This window comes from Butyrivibrio sp. INlla16, from assembly GCF_900104155.1.
Lineage (GTDB): Bacteria > Bacillota > Clostridia > Lachnospirales > Lachnospiraceae > Butyrivibrio.
This window is the reverse complement of the sequence record NZ_FMYB01000022.1, coordinates 57715-75518: the sequence shown is the minus strand read 5'-3', so window position 1 is coordinate 75518 and position 17804 is coordinate 57715. Positions and strand designations below refer to the sequence as shown.

Annotated in this window: 13 protein-coding genes and 1 pseudogene; 13 read left to right on the top strand and 1 reads right to left on the bottom strand. The window is 44.1% G+C overall.

All coding sequences use genetic code 11. The features are described from left to right. From BLR42_RS22735 to BLR42_RS11720, 10 genes and pseudogenes are all read left to right on the top strand, one after another. Window positions 1-197 (top strand): annotated as a pseudogene (locus BLR42_RS22735) (hypothetical protein); the annotation flags it as partial. A gap of 231 nt (window positions 198-428) precedes the next feature. Further along, window positions 429-1814: a uracil-xanthine permease family protein gene (locus BLR42_RS11760; protein ID WP_091869281.1), complete on the top strand. Its 1386-nt coding sequence runs from the start codon at window positions 429-431 to the stop codon at window positions 1812-1814. 117 nt (window positions 1815-1931) lie between these two features. Beyond that, window positions 1932-3410: a polyphosphate:AMP phosphotransferase gene (pap, locus tag BLR42_RS11755; protein WP_091869279.1), complete on the top strand. Its 1479-nt coding sequence runs from the start codon at window positions 1932-1934 to the stop codon at window positions 3408-3410. A 250-nt stretch (window positions 3411-3660) separates the two neighbouring features. Then, on the top strand, window positions 3661-6216 hold the full coding sequence (locus tag BLR42_RS11750; RefSeq protein ID WP_091869277.1) for a beta-mannosidase: 2556 nt from the start codon (window positions 3661-3663) through the stop codon (window positions 6214-6216). An 85-nt stretch (window positions 6217-6301) separates the two neighbouring features. After that, on the top strand, window positions 6302-7654 hold the full coding sequence (locus tag BLR42_RS11745) for an MATE family efflux transporter (protein ID WP_026498818.1): 1353 nt from the start codon (window positions 6302-6304) through the stop codon (window positions 7652-7654). Between the two features lie 195 nt (window positions 7655-7849). After that, the gene (locus BLR42_RS11740) at window positions 7850-8836 is read left to right on the top strand and encodes a diaminopimelate dehydrogenase (protein WP_091869275.1); all 987 of its coding nucleotides are present in this window, start codon (window positions 7850-7852) and stop codon (window positions 8834-8836) included. 154 nt (window positions 8837-8990) lie between these two features. Further along, window positions 8991-10088 (top strand): glycosyltransferase, encoded by a 1098-nt coding sequence (locus tag BLR42_RS11735; protein ID WP_170832746.1) that lies wholly within the window; start codon window positions 8991-8993, stop codon window positions 10086-10088. Then, the gene (locus BLR42_RS11730) at window positions 10085-11203 is read left to right on the top strand and encodes a glycosyltransferase (protein ID WP_091869270.1); all 1119 of its coding nucleotides are present in this window, start codon (window positions 10085-10087) and stop codon (window positions 11201-11203) included. The genes BLR42_RS11735 and BLR42_RS11730 overlap by 4 nt, the downstream gene beginning before the upstream one ends. Further along, window positions 11175-12164, top strand: coding sequence for a helix-turn-helix transcriptional regulator (locus BLR42_RS11725; RefSeq protein ID WP_091869267.1), 990 nt, complete (start codon window positions 11175-11177; stop codon window positions 12162-12164). Before BLR42_RS11730 ends, BLR42_RS11725 begins: the two co-directional genes overlap by 29 nt. A gap of 59 nt (window positions 12165-12223) precedes the next feature. Beyond that, window positions 12224-13882, top strand: a complete 1659-nt coding sequence (locus BLR42_RS11720; protein ID WP_091869265.1) for a SulP family inorganic anion transporter — start codon at window positions 12224-12226, stop codon at window positions 13880-13882. 106 nt (window positions 13883-13988) lie between these two features. Here the strand turns inward: BLR42_RS11720 and BLR42_RS11715 are convergent, their stop codons facing one another. Further along, on the bottom strand, window positions 13989-14849 hold the full coding sequence (locus tag BLR42_RS11715; RefSeq protein ID WP_022762270.1) for a YitT family protein: 861 nt from the start codon (window positions 14847-14849) through the stop codon (window positions 13989-13991). A 160-nt stretch (window positions 14850-15009) separates the two neighbouring features. Here BLR42_RS11715 and BLR42_RS11710 point away from each other — a divergent pair, with 160 nt between their 5' ends. From BLR42_RS11710 to BLR42_RS11700, 3 genes are read left to right on the top strand one after another with little or no spacing between them, the layout of a single operon-like run. Beyond that, window positions 15010-15663, top strand: a complete 654-nt coding sequence (locus BLR42_RS11710) for a sugar transferase (RefSeq protein WP_278289270.1) — start codon at window positions 15010-15012, stop codon at window positions 15661-15663. A 2-nt stretch (window positions 15664-15665) separates the two neighbouring features. Further along, window positions 15666-16664, top strand: coding sequence for an ATP-grasp domain-containing protein (locus BLR42_RS11705; RefSeq protein ID WP_091869263.1), 999 nt, complete (start codon window positions 15666-15668; stop codon window positions 16662-16664). A 27-nt stretch (window positions 16665-16691) separates the two neighbouring features. Beyond that, on the top strand, window positions 16692-17789 hold the full coding sequence (locus tag BLR42_RS11700; protein ID WP_139165149.1) for a glycosyltransferase family 4 protein: 1098 nt from the start codon (window positions 16692-16694) through the stop codon (window positions 17787-17789). The last annotated feature ends 15 nt before the right edge of the window (window positions 17790-17804 follow it).

The following is a 17804-nucleotide window of genomic DNA, read 5'->3' as shown; positions in this document are numbered from 1 at the left end:
GATCACTCAGAGGAATCAAAACCAAAATGAAGGTATCAGGTCAGTTTGCATCTACTGATACCGCGGATAATTACGCCCTTATAAGGACATATATCGAAACATGCCGTCGTAACGGGATAAATGAAATAGAAGCTCTGTCCAGGCTATGCAATGGTAAACCTTATACTGTGGAGGAAATCTTCTCTTCACAGAAATAATCATACTGAAACTTAATAGCGAATCAGCGTGCTGATTAAGTACGCTGATTTGTCATGTCCAAAAGTATTTAGACCGTGAATAGTAACAACCGATCAGAAAAAAATGCAAATTCGTTCTGATGAAATTCTTTTATTGTTGACATGGACATGCTATAATCAATAGGGCTTTTGGGTGATCCCCAAAGGCCTTTTTATTTTGTAATGTGTTTTTATTTAACGGAGGAGAAGGTAATGGGAGAAAAACGACAGGCTATTTATGACGCGTCAACTCTTGGTAAGTCCAAAATGCTTATTCTTGGACTTCAGCACATGTTTGCCATGTTTGGTGCAACGATTTTGGTACCGATTCTGGTAAACAGCTATTTTCACGGTGAGGGACTTTCGGTTCAGGTTACATTGTTCTTTGCGGGAGTAGGAACGCTGCTGTTCCATCTTTTTGCTAAGTTCAAGGTTCCGGCATTTCTTGGTTCATCTTTTGCATTTCTTGGCGGTTTTGCTACAATCGCAGAACTCAATACAGGTAAATTCGCGAATATGACTTACGGGGAGAAGCTTCCCTATGCCTGCGGCGGAATTGTTGTGGCAGGTCTTATGTATCTTCTGTTATCTCTTTTCATTAAACTTGTGGGAGTTAAGAAGGTAATGCATTTCCTTCCTCCGGTTGTTACAGGTCCGATCATCATCTGCATCGGTTTGTCACTTGCTCCTTCAGCAGTTAGCAATGCAGCAGTTAATCCGCTCCTTGCTGTGATCGCGCTTGCGATTGTAATCATCTTCAATATCTGGGGAAAAGGAATCTGGAAGATCGTTCCGATTCTCATGGGTGTTGTTATTTCTTATCTTGTTGCTGTAGTAATGCATCTGGCAGGAATGACCAATCTTGACGGTAGTGCAATCCTTGATTTTGCACCTATCGCATCTGCAAGCTTTGTGGGACTTCCGCCTTTCCTTTTTGCGAAGTTCGACATCACTGCAATCCTTGTAATGGCGCCTATTGCTATCGCTACAATGATGGAGCACGTTGGTGATATTTCCGCCATATCCGCTACAACAGGTCAGAACTTCCTCGAGGAGCCCGGCCTTCACAGAACTCTCTGGGGTGACGGTCTTGCTACAGCTCTTGCAGGAATGTTTGGCGGCCCTGCGAACACAACCTACGGCGAGAACACCGGTGTTCTTGAGCTTTCCAAGGTATATGATCCCAAGGTAGTAAGAATCGCTGCTGTTTATGCGATTGTTGTAAGCTTTATTCCCAAGGTTGCAGATGTAATCGGTACAATGCCTACAGCCATCATCGGCGGCATCAGTTTCGTTCTTTACGGAATGATTTCTGCAATCGGTGTTAGAAATGTTGTTGAGAATAAGGTTGACTTTACAAAGTCAAGAAACCTTATCGTGGCAGCAGTAATCCTTGTTACAGGACTTGGTTTTTCAAACGGACTTACCTTTACTGTAGGCGGAACATCCATCACTCTTACATCACTTGCTCTTGCAGCTATTTTCGGAATCGCACTCAATGCTATTCTTCCCGGAAATGATTACAACTTCGGTGAGAATCTTAAGGGCGATATTAACCGCGGCGTAAGCTTCAACAACACTGAGAAGGAAGCAGGCTGATTCGGAAAACCGATAATAATTAAACTTTTCTAAACACGTTTTGTGACGCACCGTATGTGGTATCATTACCATATATGGTGCGTTTTACTATGCAGAGCACTTAGCGAGGGGGTAATTATGCTAAAGGATTTTATTGTTTCTGAGATACCGGAAGAGGAAGAACTGAAGGCAAAGCTTAAGGAAGAGCGTGTAAAGCTCTCCGCTTCGCAGATGAAGATCAAGGAGGCGGGACTTCCCGTAATGGTTCTGTTTGAGGGCTGGAATGCTGCCGGAAAGGGAGCCGTTATCGGCAAAGTTATAAGAAATATTGATCCCAGATTTTTCAAGGTGGCAACGCTGGACCGCGCTCCGAGCGAGGAAGAGAAGCGCTATCCGTTTTTATACAGATATATTAAGGAGATTCCGGAGGCAGGAAAGTTCAGATTCTTCGATACTTGCTGGATGGAAGAGATTGTGGACGGTGTCCTTCAGGGCAAGATGGATGAGGATACCTATACAAAGCGTGTGCACTCCATAAATACTATGGAGAGGCAGCTCTGCGACAACGGATATCTTGTGGTAAAGTTCTTCATGAATATATCCAAGAAGGAGCAGAAGAAGAGACTTGATGCGTTGCGTGGAGATAAGGATACCAGCTGGCGCGTAACGGATGCCGATATTAAGCAGAATAAGCAGTATGACAAGATAGAGGAGGTCTATGATAAGTATCTTTGTGATACCAATCAGTCAAGGACGCCATGGTACATCATAGACGCTTCAGATAAGAAGTGGGCTGAGCTGCAGGTTTTGCAGTTCCTTAATCAGGGGATAGATATTGCGCTTAAGAACCATGCGCTGAATGTTCCGATTTTGCAGAACACCTTCCCGATGGAGAAGGTTCAGAAGCTGTCGGATATTGATCTTGCCGGTAAGTTCCTGACAGATGAGGAATATGATCTCGAACTAAAGAAGCTGCAGAAGGAGCTGAAGGATCTTGGCAATAAGGTATACAGGAAGAAGATTCCGGTAATTATCGCCTATGAGGGCTGGGATGCTGCCGGTAAGGGCGGAAATATCAAGAGAATTACAGCGGCTCTTGATCCAAGGGACTATGTGGTTGAGCCGATTGCGAGCCCGGAGCCCCACGAGAAGGCAAGGCATTATCTATGGAGATTCTGGACCAGACTTCCGAAGACCGGTCATGTAACGATTTTTGACAGGACCTGGTACGGACGCGTTATGGTCGAGAGGCTCGAGGGATTCTGTTCCGAAAATGACTGGCAGAGAGCTTACAACGAGATCAATGAGTTTGAAAAAGAACTCTCCGATTGGGGCGCGGTGATCATTAAGTTCTGGGTTCAGATTGACAAGGATACTCAGCTTGCGCGCTTTACAGACAGACAGAACACTCCGGAGAAACAGTGGAAGATAACGGATGAGGACTGGAGAAACCGCGAAAAGTGGGATCTCTATGAGGGCGCCATCGATGAGATGATTGCTAAAACCAGTACGACCTTCGCTCCGTGGTATGTTCTTGAATCTGTAGACAAGAAATATGCGAGAATTAAGGCCCTTAAGATCGTGATAAGGGAGATAAAGAAAGCACTTAAAGGGTGAGCTGTTTTCTCATATAATAAGTTAATAAACAGTGCAAAACGGCCTTCTCTCAATTGTGGGAGAAGGCTTATTTTTGTGAGGATTTTTGCGGACTAAAAAGGCTTAAAAATTTTCGTAAATGTGCTTTAAAAATGTCTGTGCAGGCTTTAGAATTATATTATTCTGACAATTAAATTGTTGGGATGGGGGCCGGAATTCGAGGAATTTTTGGCTTCGAAAATTTCAATTTGAGAAGGAGATAGGATTGGGAATGGTTACAACAAAGCTTGATAAAAACTGGAAGCTTCACAAGGTAGGGGATGCGAAGCTGATAAATGCGGTGGTTCCGGGAACGGTTTACACAGACCTCCTCAGAGAAGGGGAGATGGAGGATCCTTTTTTCAAGGACAATGAGGATAAGGCGCTGGCACTCATGGACAGCGACTATGAGTATGTCTGCAATTTTGATAAGCCCGCTGAAGCTGAAGGCTCTGATGTCGTAGTGCTTCACTGCGACGGTCTTGATACTCTTGCGGATTTATATCTTAACGGAACGCTTCTTGGTAATGTCAACAACATGCACAGAACCTGGGAATTCGATATAAAGGAGCTCCTTAAGGATGAGAATGAGCTGAAGGTTTATTTTCATTCTCCGACAAAGTTCATAAAGGAAGCCTATGAGAGTAGGGAACTTCCTTCAAAGGGAAGTGAAGATGCGATGCAGGGCTTTACATATCTTCGTAAGGCGCACTGCATGTTTGGTTGGGACTGGGGCGCACACCTTCCAGATGCGGGTATTTTCAGACCGATAATAATTCAGTGCTTTAATAAGGCAAGGCTTGAATCTGTGCTTATCACTCAGAATCATGATAATGTGAAGATCGATAAGGACGGAAATGAGAGTGGAAGCGTCGGACTTCGTATAAAGCCTGAGATTACTTCTGCGGATGAGATTTTCAGATTCAGAGAAAAGAGCGATGTTTCAGGTTATGCCATAAATATGGGCATTGAGAGTAAAAAGTGTGATTATTCTGGTTATTCATTTGATGTTAAGGTAGTGTCTCCTTCAGGAGAGGTTACTGAGAAGAGGAGCAGCGGAGAGCTTCCGGAAGAGATAGTAATTGAGAAGCCGCAGCTTTGGTGGCCGAACGGCTATGGAAAACAGCCGCTTTATACTGTGACTGTTGTTTTAAAGGACGAAGCCGGAAACCAGCTTGATACCTGGGAGAGAAAGATCGGACTTCGCACTTGCACTGTAAGTACCAAGAAGGACGAGTGGGGAAGCGAGTTCTGCTTTGTTGTAAACGGCGTTAAAGTCTTTGCGATGGGAGCGGATTATATTCCTGAGGATCATCTGTTAGGAAGGGTTAATCCCGAGGTTACAAGAAAGCTCCTTGATAAGGCTGTTTTTGCCAACTACAACTCCATCAGAGTCTGGGGCGGCGGATACTATCCGGATGACTGGTTCTTTGATATCTGCGATGAGTACGGAATCCTGGTATGGCAGGACTTCATGTTCGCCTGCGGTGTTTACGACCTTACTCCCGATTTCGAGGAGAATATAAAGGCGGAGTTCAAGGATAATCTCCTGAGACTTCGTCACCACGCATCTCTCGGTCTCATGTGCGGCAATAACGAGATGGAGATGTTCGTGGATTATGGAGTGTGGGTTTCCAAGAAATCCGAGAAGCGCGACTACACGATCATGTATGAGTACATTATCCCGAACATGATGAAGGAATATGCACCGGATGTTTATTACTGGCCGGCATCACCTTCGTCAGGCGGATGTTTTGATGAGCCAAATGATGAAAACCGCGGAGATGTGCACTACTGGGAGGTTTGGCACGGAAATCAGCCCTTCTCAGAGTATAGGAAGTTCTTCTTCAGATTCCTTTCGGAGTTTGGATTCCAGTCCTTCCCTGCGGAGAAGACAGTGGAGACCTTTACTGATGATCCGGCGGATAAGAATGTCTTTTCCTATATTATGGAGAGGCACCAGAGGAACGGCGCTGCAAACGGCAAGATAATGAACTATATGCAGCAGACCTACCTGTATCCGAATGATTTTTCAACGGTTATCTACGCATCCCAGATGCTTCAGGCGGATGCTATCAGATATGGAGTTGAGCACTTTAGACGTAATCGTGGACGCTGCATGGGCGCAGTGGTTTGGCAGTTCAACGACTGCTGGCCGGTGGCATCCTGGGCAAGCGTAGATTACACCGGAAGGCTCAAGGCTCTGCACTATGCGGAGAAGAGATTCTTTGCACCTATCCTTGTTTCATGCCAGGAAGAGGGCGAGATGACCTGCGGAGTACCGCTTAACTGGCTTCCAAGAGAGGTTAAGCAGGAGGCAGTATTCAACGTTGCCAATGAGACAAGAAAAGCGATAAAGGCTACAGTTAAGTGGCAGCTAAGAAACGCTAAAGCTGAGGTTATAAGAGAGGGCAGCGAAGTTCTTGATGTTCCTGCACTTACAAGCGTTTGGACTTCTAAGGTCACCTTCGAGGATGCTGGCAGATTCAATAATTATGTGAGCTATCAGGCAGAGGTTGACGGCAAGGTGGTTTCATCAGGCACTGTCATCTTCACAATGCCTAAGTACTTTAAGTATGAGAACCCGAATTTTACCGCAAAGGTAGATGGCAATAAGATTACTGTTAAGGCTGATGCTTATGCAAGAGGCGTTGAGATTCTCAATGAGAATGAGGATCTGGTGCTTTCAGATAACTATTTCGACATGAACGCCGGAGAGATTACTGTGGAGGTTCTGTCCGGTGATGCTTCAAAGCTCAGACTCAGAAGTGTGTATGATATAAGATAATAGAAATGAGGCTGCCGTATAGCAGCCTCATTTGAGAGTGTTGAGTTTCTAGAAAAGCAGTTAATTGTGAATGAGGTAATCTGAAATGAAGACTATAGATATGACAGAAGGAAAAATAGCAACTAAGCTAACAAAATTCGCTATTCCATTAATAGCCGGTAATATACTGCAGCAGATGTATGTGTTTTTCGATACGCTGTTTGTGGGTAGATATATAGGAACAAATGGATTGGCGGCATTGGGAACTGTTGAATGGATTGTTTTCATAATAATCAGTGGAGCCCAGGGCTTTACTCAGGGATTTTCAATAGATATAGCACAAAGTGCAGGAAAAAAAGATAGGAAGACATTAGAGGAGGCAATTGAAGGATCAATAAATGTATGCGTGTTACTGTCAATAACAATAACAGTAGTTGGTTTGATTTTGGGCAAAGGTCTTTTGAGGTTATTAAATACACCGGATGAAATTATTGGTTTATCCTGGAGTTATTTGAGAATTCTCATACTGGGAATTGCCATAACGACTTTTTATAATATGTTTTCTGGAATATTAAGATCATATGGTAACAGCGTTACCCCTTTAAATGCTTTGATTCTATCTTCTATTGTAAATATTATTTTGGATTTTCTGTTTATTTACTATTTTAAGTTAGGAGTAGTGGGAGCTGCAGTTGCGACATTGCTGGCACAGTTAAGTTCTTTGATTTATTGTACCAAGTATGTTGTGAAGATTTTTGGGGATGATAAGCTGCATTTTTCATTTAACGTAAATCCAAGAAAAATGTATGAGTTGATCAAGCTCGGAGTCCCGTTATGCTTCCAAAACATAGTGATCGGTATTGGAGGAGTAGCAGTTCAAGCTGTCATAAATACATATGGAGCGGTATTTATAGCTGGTTACACTGCAGCGAATAAACTATATGGTCTGTTAGAAATAGGAGCATGGGGCCTGAATGGAGCAGTTGGAACGTTTGTAGGACAAAATAAAGGCGCGAACAATTATCGAAGAGTAAACAAAGGATTTAGGATATCAGTAGTTATGGCAATTGTGATGGGGGCATTTATGTCTGGAATCATGTTGGGACTGGGAGAGCCAATACTACGCCTGTTCTTAGAACAAGAAGGCACCGTAAATATGAGCACCATAACGATTGGTAAAGAATTTTTAAACTTCTTAGCTGCCTTTTTTCCTTTGCTTTATATTTTGTATGTGCTTTATGCAGTTGTGCAGGGAATGGGAAATACGTTTATGTCTATGATATCAAGCTTTGCTCAATTGTTTATGCGAATCGCATGTGCATATTTATTAACTAGCAAAATAGGATATTATGGATTTTTTGTTGGCGAAGTTATGGCATGGGTAGGATCCAATTTGATGTTGTACCTAGCATATAGAATAAAAATGAAGAAGTGGAGGTTGGAATGTTATGCCGAATAAAATAGATATTTATAAAATGCTTTGCGAAGGAATCAAAAAGGTTAAATAATTATATTGAAAGTATGTAATTATTTAATTTATAGAATAATAACAGCTAGAACAAACATTTCAAATGGTTAAAAATGAGGGTGGTTTTTTGCATGTATTTCAGAGTATAATGCCTTTTAAGAGTTTTTGCATACGGAAGGAGGAAGTATGAGCACTAGAATCGGTATTATCGGATATGGAAATCTTGGTAAGGGGGTAGAACTCGCAGTTAAGGCAGCGCCTGATATGGAACTTGTTGCTGTTTTCACTAGAAGAGATCCCGCTTCATTATCAATAAAGACAGCAGGCGTACCTGTTGTATCTGTTAAGGACGTTGCAGATTGGAAGGATAAGGTTGATGTTATGATCCTTTGTGGTGGTAGCGCAACAGATCTTCCTGAGCAGACACCTGAGTTTGGTAAGCTTTTCAATGTAGTAGACAGTTTTGACACACACGCAAGAATTCCTGAGCACTTCGCTAATGTGGATAAGGTAGCGAAGGAAGCAGGCAAGGTTGCAGTTATCTCCTGCGGATGGGATCCCGGAATGTTCTCACTGGCAAGAGTATACTCAAATGCAATACTTCCCGATGGAAATGATTATACATTCTGGGGAAAGGGTGTATCACAGGGACATTCTGATGCTATCAGAAGAATCGCAGGCGTTAAGAATGCCAAGCAGTACACAATCCCTGTAGAGAGTGCACTTGAAGCAGTAAGAAGCGGCAAGAACCCTGAGCTTACAACAAGAGACAAGCACACAAGAGAATGCTTCGTAGTTCTTGAGGACGGCGCAGATGCAGCAAAGGTAGAGAAGGAAATCAAGGAGATGCCCAACTACTTCGCTGATTACGATACAACAGTTCATTTCATCAGCGAGGAAGAGCTTCTTACAAACCACAGCGGAATGGCTCACGGCGGCTTCGTATTCAGAAGCGGCAAGACAGGCGCTGACAAGGAGCACAACCACATCATCGAGTACAGCTTAAAGCTTGATTCCAATCCTGAATTCACCACAAGCGTTCTTATTGCAGCAGCCAGAGCGGCCGTTCGTATGCAGAAGGAAGGCCAGACAGGCTGCAAGACAATGCTTGATATTCCTCCGGCTTATCTTTCAGATAAGAGCGGCGAGGAGCTTAGAGCACACTTACTTTAATATGAATGTCTGGCGGGTGGGTACGTTACACCTCATCCGTCAGCTTCGCTGACACCTTCCCCTCAAGGGGAAGGCTTTTTATATTCTCTTCATGAGTCTGTTTGATTCCAATACACTTTTTCTTTACGAGTCCATTTTATGGTACAATAAAAATATGAAAAAGATTAAAGTTCTTCACATCGTGGGGGCGATGTATCCCGGTGGAATGGAAAATTTCATAATGAATATCTATGAAAACATAGACAGGGAGAAGTTCTGTTTTGATTTTGCGGTTCATAGCATGAAGGAAAACGACTATGAGCCGAGGATCAGGGAGCTTGGCGGGAAGGTGTTTTTACTGCCGAGAATGACGGGACATCCCATGGATAATCTGGCCAAGCTCAGGAAGATTGTCAATGAGGAAGAGTATGACATTGTGATAAGGCACACTGCCAATGCTCTTGTTGCGCCGCAGCTTTGGGCAGCCAGGAAGGAAAAGGCGATAACGGTCTGTCATTCTCACAATGAAACAGATCCGAAGAAGTTTGTGCATTTTCTTTTCAGACCTATGCTGGTGAGCAATGCGGATATAAGGCTTGCCTGTTCCGAAAATGCCGGAAAATGGATGTATGGGAATAAGGACTTTCGGATAATAAATAACGCGATCGATTTAAACAAGTTCGAGTTTAAGGAAGAAAAGAAGCAGAAGGTAGTAGATGAGTTTCATCTTGAAGGAAAGCATATCTACGGGCATATTGCAAATTATATTGCTTCGAAGAATCACTCGTTTTTGATGGATATATTCTCGGAAATCGCAAAGCTGGATGATAAGGCTGTGCTCATATGCCTCGGAGAGGGTGAGCTCAAGGCTGAGACAGTGCAGAAGGCGGCAGAGCTTGGGATTTCTGATAAAGTGATTTTTACCGGCATCAGACATGATGCGCAGAATTTTATGTCTGCATTCGAGACGATGATATTCCCTTCGTTTTTCGAGGGACTTCCGCTTACTCTCGTTGAGGCACAGGTGGCAGGCCTTCCGATTCTGATGTCGGATACGATTACCGATAAGGTGATTGTGACAAAGGGGCTTGTGGAAGCAAAGGCGCTCTCTGATGGCGCGGCAGACTGGGCGAAGAGAGCAGTCGAAATCAGGGAGAAGAATGAAGGTGCAAGCAGGAGCTGTCAGAGGGAGAGTATTCGGGAGCACGGATATGATCTGGAGCAGTTGGTAAGATGGTATGAGGGGTTCTTGGAGAGCGTGGTGAAGCCATGAAGATAATATTTCATTTGAACAGCATGGGAAGGGGAGGCGCAGAACACGTAGTCAGCATCCTTTCCAGGAAGTTCTCGGAGGCAGGGCACGAGGTAATCGTGGCGACGCAGTGGTTTTCCGAGAATGAGTATGAGCTGGGTGAAAAAGTAAAGAGAATATCGGTGGGACTTACCGAGGCAGATGATGGCAAGAGCCGCATAAGCAAGGCGTTTCTCAGACTTTCAAGACTCAGGGAGTGTTTTAAGAGGGAGAAGCCGGACCTTGTTATATCCTTTTGCGCTAAGGCTAACTTCAGGGCGGCCTTCAGCCTGTTCGGAATGAAGACACCGCTTATAGTTTCTGTCAGAAATAATCCTGTGGAGGATTATAAGGGGCATTTTATAGCCACGAAGTATATGGAAAAAAAGGCAGCAGGCTGCGTTTTTCAGACGCCTGATGCCATGAGCTTTTTCTCAAAGGGGCTTCAGAAGAGATCGAGGATTATATTTAATCCGCTGGATGAAGAGTATCTTAATATAACAAGCGATATGGTACCGGCTGCGGGTGAGAGATCCAAGAGAATCGTGAACGTCGGAAGGATATCCGCTCAAAAGAATCAGCTGTTATTATTGAAGGCTTTTAGCAAGATAGCTGATAAGTATCCTGATTACACTCTGGAAATATACGGAGATTTTCAGGAGTCGGAGTTTCTTGATGAAATAACAGCTTTTATCAATGAAAAAGGCTTAAAAGAAAGGGTTTCGGTAATAGAGCCGACAAGTAAACTCAAGGAAAAGATTATGGATGCAGCGCTTTTTGTGCTCTCATCGGACTTCGAGGGAATGCCAAATTCGCTTATAGAGGCTATGGCGATGGGGATTCCATCAATATCAACCGATTGCCCCTGCGGAGGATCGAGACTTTTGATAGACAGCAGGAGATCCGGAATTCTTGTGCCTGTCAGGGATGAGGAAGCACTGGCAGCAGCGATGGACAGGGTACTTTCCGATAATGAGCTTTCAGACAAGCTTTCGCGCAATGCCATGAAGATAACAGACAGGGTTCAGCCTGACAAAATATGCAGAGAATGGGAGGAGTTTATCGATTATGCCAAAGGGAACAAATCAGAAACTTAAACTTTATTATCTCGCAAAAATTCTGTTGGAGCAGACGGATGATGAGCATGGCCTCACCATGCCGGATATCCTTGAGGAACTGGATAGGTATGAGGTGAGCGCTGACAGAAAGAGCATTTACACCGATATAGAGGCACTTAATGATATCGGCCTTGATGTTGTGGGCGAAAAGAGCGGTAAATACTTTGTCTATCACATCGGGAGCAGAAGATTTGAGCTAGCGGAGCTTAAACTCCTTGTGGATGCGATTGGCTCTTTCAAATTCATTACGGAGAAAAAATCAAATGCTCTTATTAAGAAGCTGACGACTCTTGCCAGCACCTATGAGGCAACCCAGCTGGAGAGACAGCTTGCCGTGCAGGGCAGAGTGAAGACCATGAACGAGAGCATATATTATACGGTCGATGAGATTCACAGTGCGATTTCCGAGAATAAGAAGATCAGCTTCAAATACATGACCTGGGATACGGATAAGAAGCTTGTTCCGAGGAAAGCTGAGCCCTATGTGATCAGCCCTTGGCGTCTAACCTGGAATGATGAGAATTATTATCTTATCGCTTTTGACTCCGAGTCCGGCAAGATCAAGCACTACCGCGTGGATAAGATGGATAAGATTGAGATCCTTGATGAGAGAAGAGAGGGAAAAGAGCATTTTAAGGCCTTTGACCTTGCAGCCTATACGAACAGAGCGTTCGGAATGTTCGGCGGTGAGGGAACAATGGTTACTCTTACTGTCAAGGATGAGATGGTCGGCGTTATTATCGACAGGTTCGGGAAGAATATCACGATTAAGCCTTCCAAGAAAAAGGGATGGTCAGATGCGAGGGTTGAGGTTGCTGTCAGTGACCAGTTTTTCGGGTGGATATTCGGTCTTGGGACTTCCGTAAAAATATCCGCACCGGCTTCTGTGGTGAAAGCGTACAAGACAGAGATCAATAATCTGTTAGAATTCTACAAATAGTCAATTCTTTACTATATTATTATGTGTTATAATTTTGTCGCTTTTTTAGGAGGTTTATTATGAAGAAGGACAAAATTAAACCAATGCTTTTTTCCGTGATTAAGAAATACACGAAAAAGCAATTCACCACTGATGTAATATCAGGTATCATCGTAGCTATTATTGCGCTTCCGTTGTCAATAGCCCTGGCGCTTGCTTCAGGAGTAGGCCCTGAGGAAGGTCTTTACACCGCGATCGTTGCGGGATTCATTATTTCCTTCCTCGGAGGCAGCAGGGTTCAGATAGCAGGTCCCACCGCAGCTTTCGCAACCATCGTTGCGGGAATAGTTGCAAAGGACGGAATGGAAGGTCTTATGATGGCAACCATCATAGCCGGAATTCTCCTTATTCTGATGGGATTGTTAAAACTCGGAAGTCTTATCAAATTCATTCCCTATACAATTACAACCGGCTTTACCGCGGGAATAGCAGTGACAATCCTTATCGGACAGATCAAGGATTTCCTGGGGCTTACATATCCCAAGGGAACCGTGACAATCGAAACTATCGAGAAGCTGGAAGCTATCGTTAAGAATATCGCAACCATCAATTATCAGGCTGTTATAGTCGGAGTGGTTTGCCTTGCAATCCTTATAATATGGCCCAGATTTTTTGAAAAGATTCCCGCATCACTTATAGCTGTAATCGCCGGAATTGTTATGGTAAAATTCCTTGGACTTAAGGTTAATACCATCGGAGATCTTTACACAATTCACGCAGGTCTTCCTAAGTTCCACACACCGACCATCAGCTGGGGACTTATCAGAGGATCTTTCTCAAATGGCTTTACAATTGCAATTCTTGCAGCAATTGAATCACTGCTTTCCGCTGTGGTTGCAGACGGTATGATAGGCTCACATCACAGATCAAACATGGAGCTTATAGCACAGGGCTGCGGTAACATCGGATCCGTTCTCTTCGGAGGAATTCCCGCAACAGGTGCTATCGCAAGAACAGCTGCCAATATTAAGAACGGTGGTAGAACTCCTATCGCAGGTATTGTTCACTCAATAGTTCTTTTGCTTGTTCTTGTGGTGCTTATGCCCCTCGCGGCGCTTATTCCGATGCCCACAATTGCAGCTATTTTGTTCCAGGTAGCCTACAATATGTGTCAGTGGAGACCTTTCACACATCTGTGTAAGACAGCACCCAAGAGTGACATTATCGTTCTTGTGACAACCTTTGTACTCACAGTAGTATTTGATCTTGTTGTAGCTATCGAAGTAGGCATGATTCTTGCTTGCCTCCTATTCATGAAGAGAATGAGCGAGGAGTCATCAGTTCGCGGCTGGACTTATATTGATCCTGATGATGCGGATGTTAATGCAGATGATCCCGACAGTATCGATCTCAGAGTAGTTCCTAAGCATGTGCGCGTATACGAGATCTCAGGCCCCATGTTCTTCGGAGATGCCGATGCTCTTGCTGAGATCACCACGAAGGAGTTCACAAAGAGCCTTGTTATCAGAATGAGAAGTGTGCCTGCCCTTGATGCGACAGCGATGCGTTCACTCGAGATGCTTTATGAAAACTGCAAGAAGAAGGGTGTTCGTCTTATTTTCTCACATGTTAACGAGCAGCCCATGAGAACAATGGAGAAGGATGGCTTCGTAGAAAGAGTTGGCCGCGAGAACTTCGCCGCCCACATAGACGAGGCCCTTGAAAAAGCCTCTCATTGATGAGTAATACGGCCCGGAGAGTAGAGCATCTGCGATTTCTATCTCGTTGCAAAAAACGCATAATCGATAGAAATCGCAGACACTCTATCCCCGGGCCTTACGTTATTTAATCCCTGGGTTTGAAGTAGAAGTTGCCCTGAACTCTGTCGGTGCGGATTGAGTTGATAAAGGCGCCGGGGTCCAGATCTTTGATGGCGGGGATGAGCTTTCTTGTGTCGGAGGCACTTACAACGGAGTAGACAATCATTTTGTTGTTGTGCTCGAAGGAACCCTCGCCGTGCATAAGCGTGGCACCGTGGTTGGCAATCTTATAGATCAGCTCGCATACCTCGGCGGGCTTGTCCGTGATAATGAAAAGAGTTTGCTGCTGGTAGGTTCTGTACATAACGTGAAGAACCTGAGTGGCAACATACTGGAAAATGATGGAATACAGAGCCTTGTCCCAACCAAAGAGAAAGCCTGCGACTGTAAGGATCACACAGTTTCCCGCAAGGATTATGGGGAAGGCATCAATACCTTTTCTCTGAGATAAAAAGATTGAGATAAAGTCGGTACCGCCGCTGGTGGCATCAACCATGAGGCAGATGGAAAGTGACACACCTGCGAAGATGCCGCCGAAAATGGCGATAAGGAGCGGATCATTGGTGATGTAAAGCTCCGGAATCATATCTACGAAGAAACCGTTTGTGAGCACCATGATCATTGAATATAATGTAAATTTTTTGCCGATATAACGAAAACCAATATAGATGGGAATGATGTTGAGCACTACGTTGATGGGCGTATACGGAATTTTCGTATTAAAATACTTAAGCGCGATACGCTGAATTATAATGGTGAGTCCCTGGGCTCCGCCCGGGTAGAGACCACCTGCGTTTACGAAGGTCTGTATGTTAAGTGCCATCAAAAAAGCAGCCAAAAGAACTACTACAAGTCTGATGCTGCCTCTCCTGAAGTCCAATTTCATAATTGAAATCTCCCTACAAAACGTGTATTTGAAATACATTACCTATAGGTTATAATACATTATTGGAGTAGTGATTTGCAAATCGGAAAATGCGAAAAAATCATGCGTTTTGCAATTATTTAAAACAAGGTTAACTATATTTTTCAAGAATAGGAATAAGATGACAAATTCAGTTAAGAAAGGAAGACAGGGTATCTACAGTCTTTTCATAAAAAGACTCATAGATATCATTCTCTCACTTCTGGTGTTGGTCTGCTTTTCATGGCTATACCTGATACTCGCGATTTTAGTACGCGTTAAGCTGGGAAGCCCGGTTATTTTCAAACAGCCGCGCCCGGGTAAGGATGAGAAGGTCTTCAATCTGTACAAATTCAGAACAATGACAGACAAGAGGGACGAGAACGGCAACCTTCTTCCCGATGAGGACAGGCTTCCGGAGTTTGGTAAAAAGCTCCGTGCCACAAGCCTTGATGAACTCCCGGAGTTCATCAATATTTTAAAAGGGGATATGAGTTTTGTCGGTCCAAGACCTCTTCTCATTAAATATCTTCCTTTATATAATGAAGAACAAAAGAGAAGGCATGACGTTCGCCCCGGTCTTACGGGATGGGCGCAGGTCAACGGAAGAAACCTTCTTAGCTGGGAGGACCGCTTTGAGAAGGATGTCTACTACGTCGACCATCTTTCATTTTTGATGGATCTTAAGATTGTCTTTATGACAGTGGCTGTTGTATTCAAACACGATGATATCAACAGCGCCACTGATGCAACTATGGAGGCCTTCACCGGCACTCCGCCCAAGAAAGAAGAGTAAAAATGAATATTTTATTTACAAGCGTCGGAAGGCGCTGCGAACTTTTAAAAGATTTCAGACAGACACTCGGAGATAAGCTAAGGATCGTTGTTACGGATAACAGTCCCTATGCACCGGCTCCGGCCTTTGCCGATACGGCTTACAGAGTGCCGCTTATTACGGATGAAAACTATATTCCGATCATTCTCGAGATATGTAAAAAGGAAAAAATAGATGCAATAACAACTCTCATCGATCCCGAGATTTCTATTCTCGCCGATAACAGAGAGAAATTTGAGGAGCTTGGAGTTACTGTCCTTGCTCCTTACAAGGAGACCGCGGATCTTTGCTTCAATAAATTCGAGATGTTTAAGTATCTTAAGGAAAACGGTGTTCCGACAGTACTTACCTTCGGAACCTTTGCTGAGTTCAAGGAGAGCTACGACAAGGGCGAGATCAGCCTTCCTGTTTTTATTAAGCCCAGATGCGGAAGCGGAAGCGTTGGCGCGAGGAAGGTAGAGAGCATAGAGCTTCTTGAGGAGCTTACAGCCAGAAGTCCCGAGCTCATTATTCAGGAGTTTATGGACGGAAAGGACATGGATGCGGATATTTATGTTGACACCTTCACCCATGAGCCGGTTGCGATTTTTTCCAAAAAGAAGATATCAACTACCATTGGAGGAGCAAACAAAACCATCTCCTTTAAGGATGAGGCCCTCTTTGAGTTTGTTAAAAAGGCCATGAAGGTGTTCAAGTTTAACGGACCTCTGGATATGGATCTTTTTTACAAGGATGGTCAGTATTATCTCTCGGAGATCAATCCCAGATTCGGCGGGGCTTATCTCCATGCTTACGGCGCGGGTGTTGACTTCCCTTCACTTATTTATACAAATGTTGTGGAGAAGAAGGCGAACGAATCGATTATCGGTCAGTACGAAGAGGACGTCTGCATGCTCATGTATGACAGCGTTGTAATAGAAAAGCTCTCCAATCTCGAGGGCAACATGCAGGAGATAAATTAAGAACCATTATTGAAGGATCGTAAAAATATGACGATACTGATTCTTACAAATTATGCAAATGGGTTATATCTTTTCAGGAAAGAGCTTCTTAAGTCATTTCTGGATGCTGGGCATATTGTTCTTATATCCGTTCCTTATGATGAGAACTGTAAGAAACTGGAAAAATACTGCACCAGGCTTATTGATACTCACCTGGAGAGACATGGCAGTAATCCGATTCATGATATAGACCTTTTTAACAGATATAATTCCCTTATGAGGGAGCTTAAGCCTGATGTGGTGCTTACCTACACGATAAAGCCGAACTTATACGGCGGGCTTGCCGCAAGATTTCAGAAGATTCCATATATCACCAATATTACGGGACTTGGGATGGCCATTGAAAACGGCGGTTTTATGAGCAAAGTCCTGATAACTCTTTACAGGAGTGCCACAAAAGGTGCAAAGAAGGTCTTTTTCCAGAATGAACGAAACAGAAAGTTCATGCAGGACAGAGGTGTTGCGCTTCATAACAGCGGTCTTCTCCCGGGATCCGGCGTTAATCTTGATGAGCATCCCTTCAGAGCATATCCACTTGAGGATGGAGGAATACACATCCTTGCGGTCATTAGGGTGATGAAGGACAAGGGAATAGAGGAGTTCTTAGAGGCTGCGGATATCATTTCGAAGAAGCATGAGAACGTGTTCTTCGACCTTGTCGGTGAGTACGAGGAGGATGAGAGGCAGATCTACGAGCCTATGATAGCTGAACTTGTGAAAAAGGGCAGCCTAACCTATCACGGACATCTCGATACGGTAGAACCCATTATGGATAAGAGCCACATAATCGTGCATCCTTCTTATCATGAGGGCATGTCGAATGTGCTTCTGGAGGCAGCAGCCTGCGGAAGACCGATTCTATGCAGCAATATACATGGGTGCATAGAAGCTCTCGATGGTGAAAACAGCGGTTTTGCTTTTGAACCAAAGAGTACAGAGGCGCTTGTTGCAGCGATTGAGCGGATTCTTGCACTTTCCGAAAAGGACAGGGTAAAAATGGGCCGGGCCGGAAGATTGTACATTGAACAGAATTTTGACAGAAGAATTGTCACAGACGCTTATAGGGCGGAACTTGAGAGCCTGTGAGTTTGACAGACATAG

Excerpts from the sequence above, each read along its gene's own strand:
- BLR42_RS11760 (WP_091869281.1), top strand. The coding sequence starts at position 429 with ATGGGAGAAAAACGACAGGCTATTTATGACGCGTCAACTCTTGGTAAG.
- pap (WP_091869279.1), top strand. The coding sequence starts at position 1,932 with ATGCTAAAGGATTTTATTGTTTCTGAGATACCGGAAGAGGAAGAACTG.
- BLR42_RS11750 (WP_091869277.1), top strand. The coding sequence starts at position 3,661 with ATGGTTACAACAAAGCTTGATAAAAACTGGAAGCTTCACAAGGTAGGG.
- BLR42_RS11745 (WP_026498818.1), top strand. The coding sequence starts at position 6,302 with ATGAAGACTATAGATATGACAGAAGGAAAAATAGCAACTAAGCTAACA.
- BLR42_RS11740 (WP_091869275.1), top strand. The coding sequence starts at position 7,850 with ATGAGCACTAGAATCGGTATTATCGGATATGGAAATCTTGGTAAGGGG.
- BLR42_RS11735 (WP_170832746.1), top strand. The coding sequence starts at position 8,991 with ATGAAAAAGATTAAAGTTCTTCACATCGTGGGGGCGATGTATCCCGGT.
- BLR42_RS11730 (WP_091869270.1), top strand. The coding sequence starts at position 10,085 with ATGAAGATAATATTTCATTTGAACAGCATGGGAAGGGGAGGCGCAGAA.
- BLR42_RS11725 (WP_091869267.1), top strand. The coding sequence starts at position 11,175 with ATGCCAAAGGGAACAAATCAGAAACTTAAACTTTATTATCTCGCAAAA.
- BLR42_RS11720 (WP_091869265.1), top strand. The coding sequence starts at position 12,224 with ATGAAGAAGGACAAAATTAAACCAATGCTTTTTTCCGTGATTAAGAAA.
- BLR42_RS11715 (WP_022762270.1), bottom strand. The coding sequence starts at position 14,849 with ATGAAATTGGACTTCAGGAGAGGCAGCATCAGACTTGTAGTAGTTCTT.
- BLR42_RS11710 (WP_278289270.1), top strand. The coding sequence starts at position 15,010 with ATGACAAATTCAGTTAAGAAAGGAAGACAGGGTATCTACAGTCTTTTC.
- BLR42_RS11705 (WP_091869263.1), top strand. The coding sequence starts at position 15,666 with ATGAATATTTTATTTACAAGCGTCGGAAGGCGCTGCGAACTTTTAAAA.
- BLR42_RS11700 (WP_139165149.1), top strand. The coding sequence starts at position 16,692 with ATGACGATACTGATTCTTACAAATTATGCAAATGGGTTATATCTTTTC.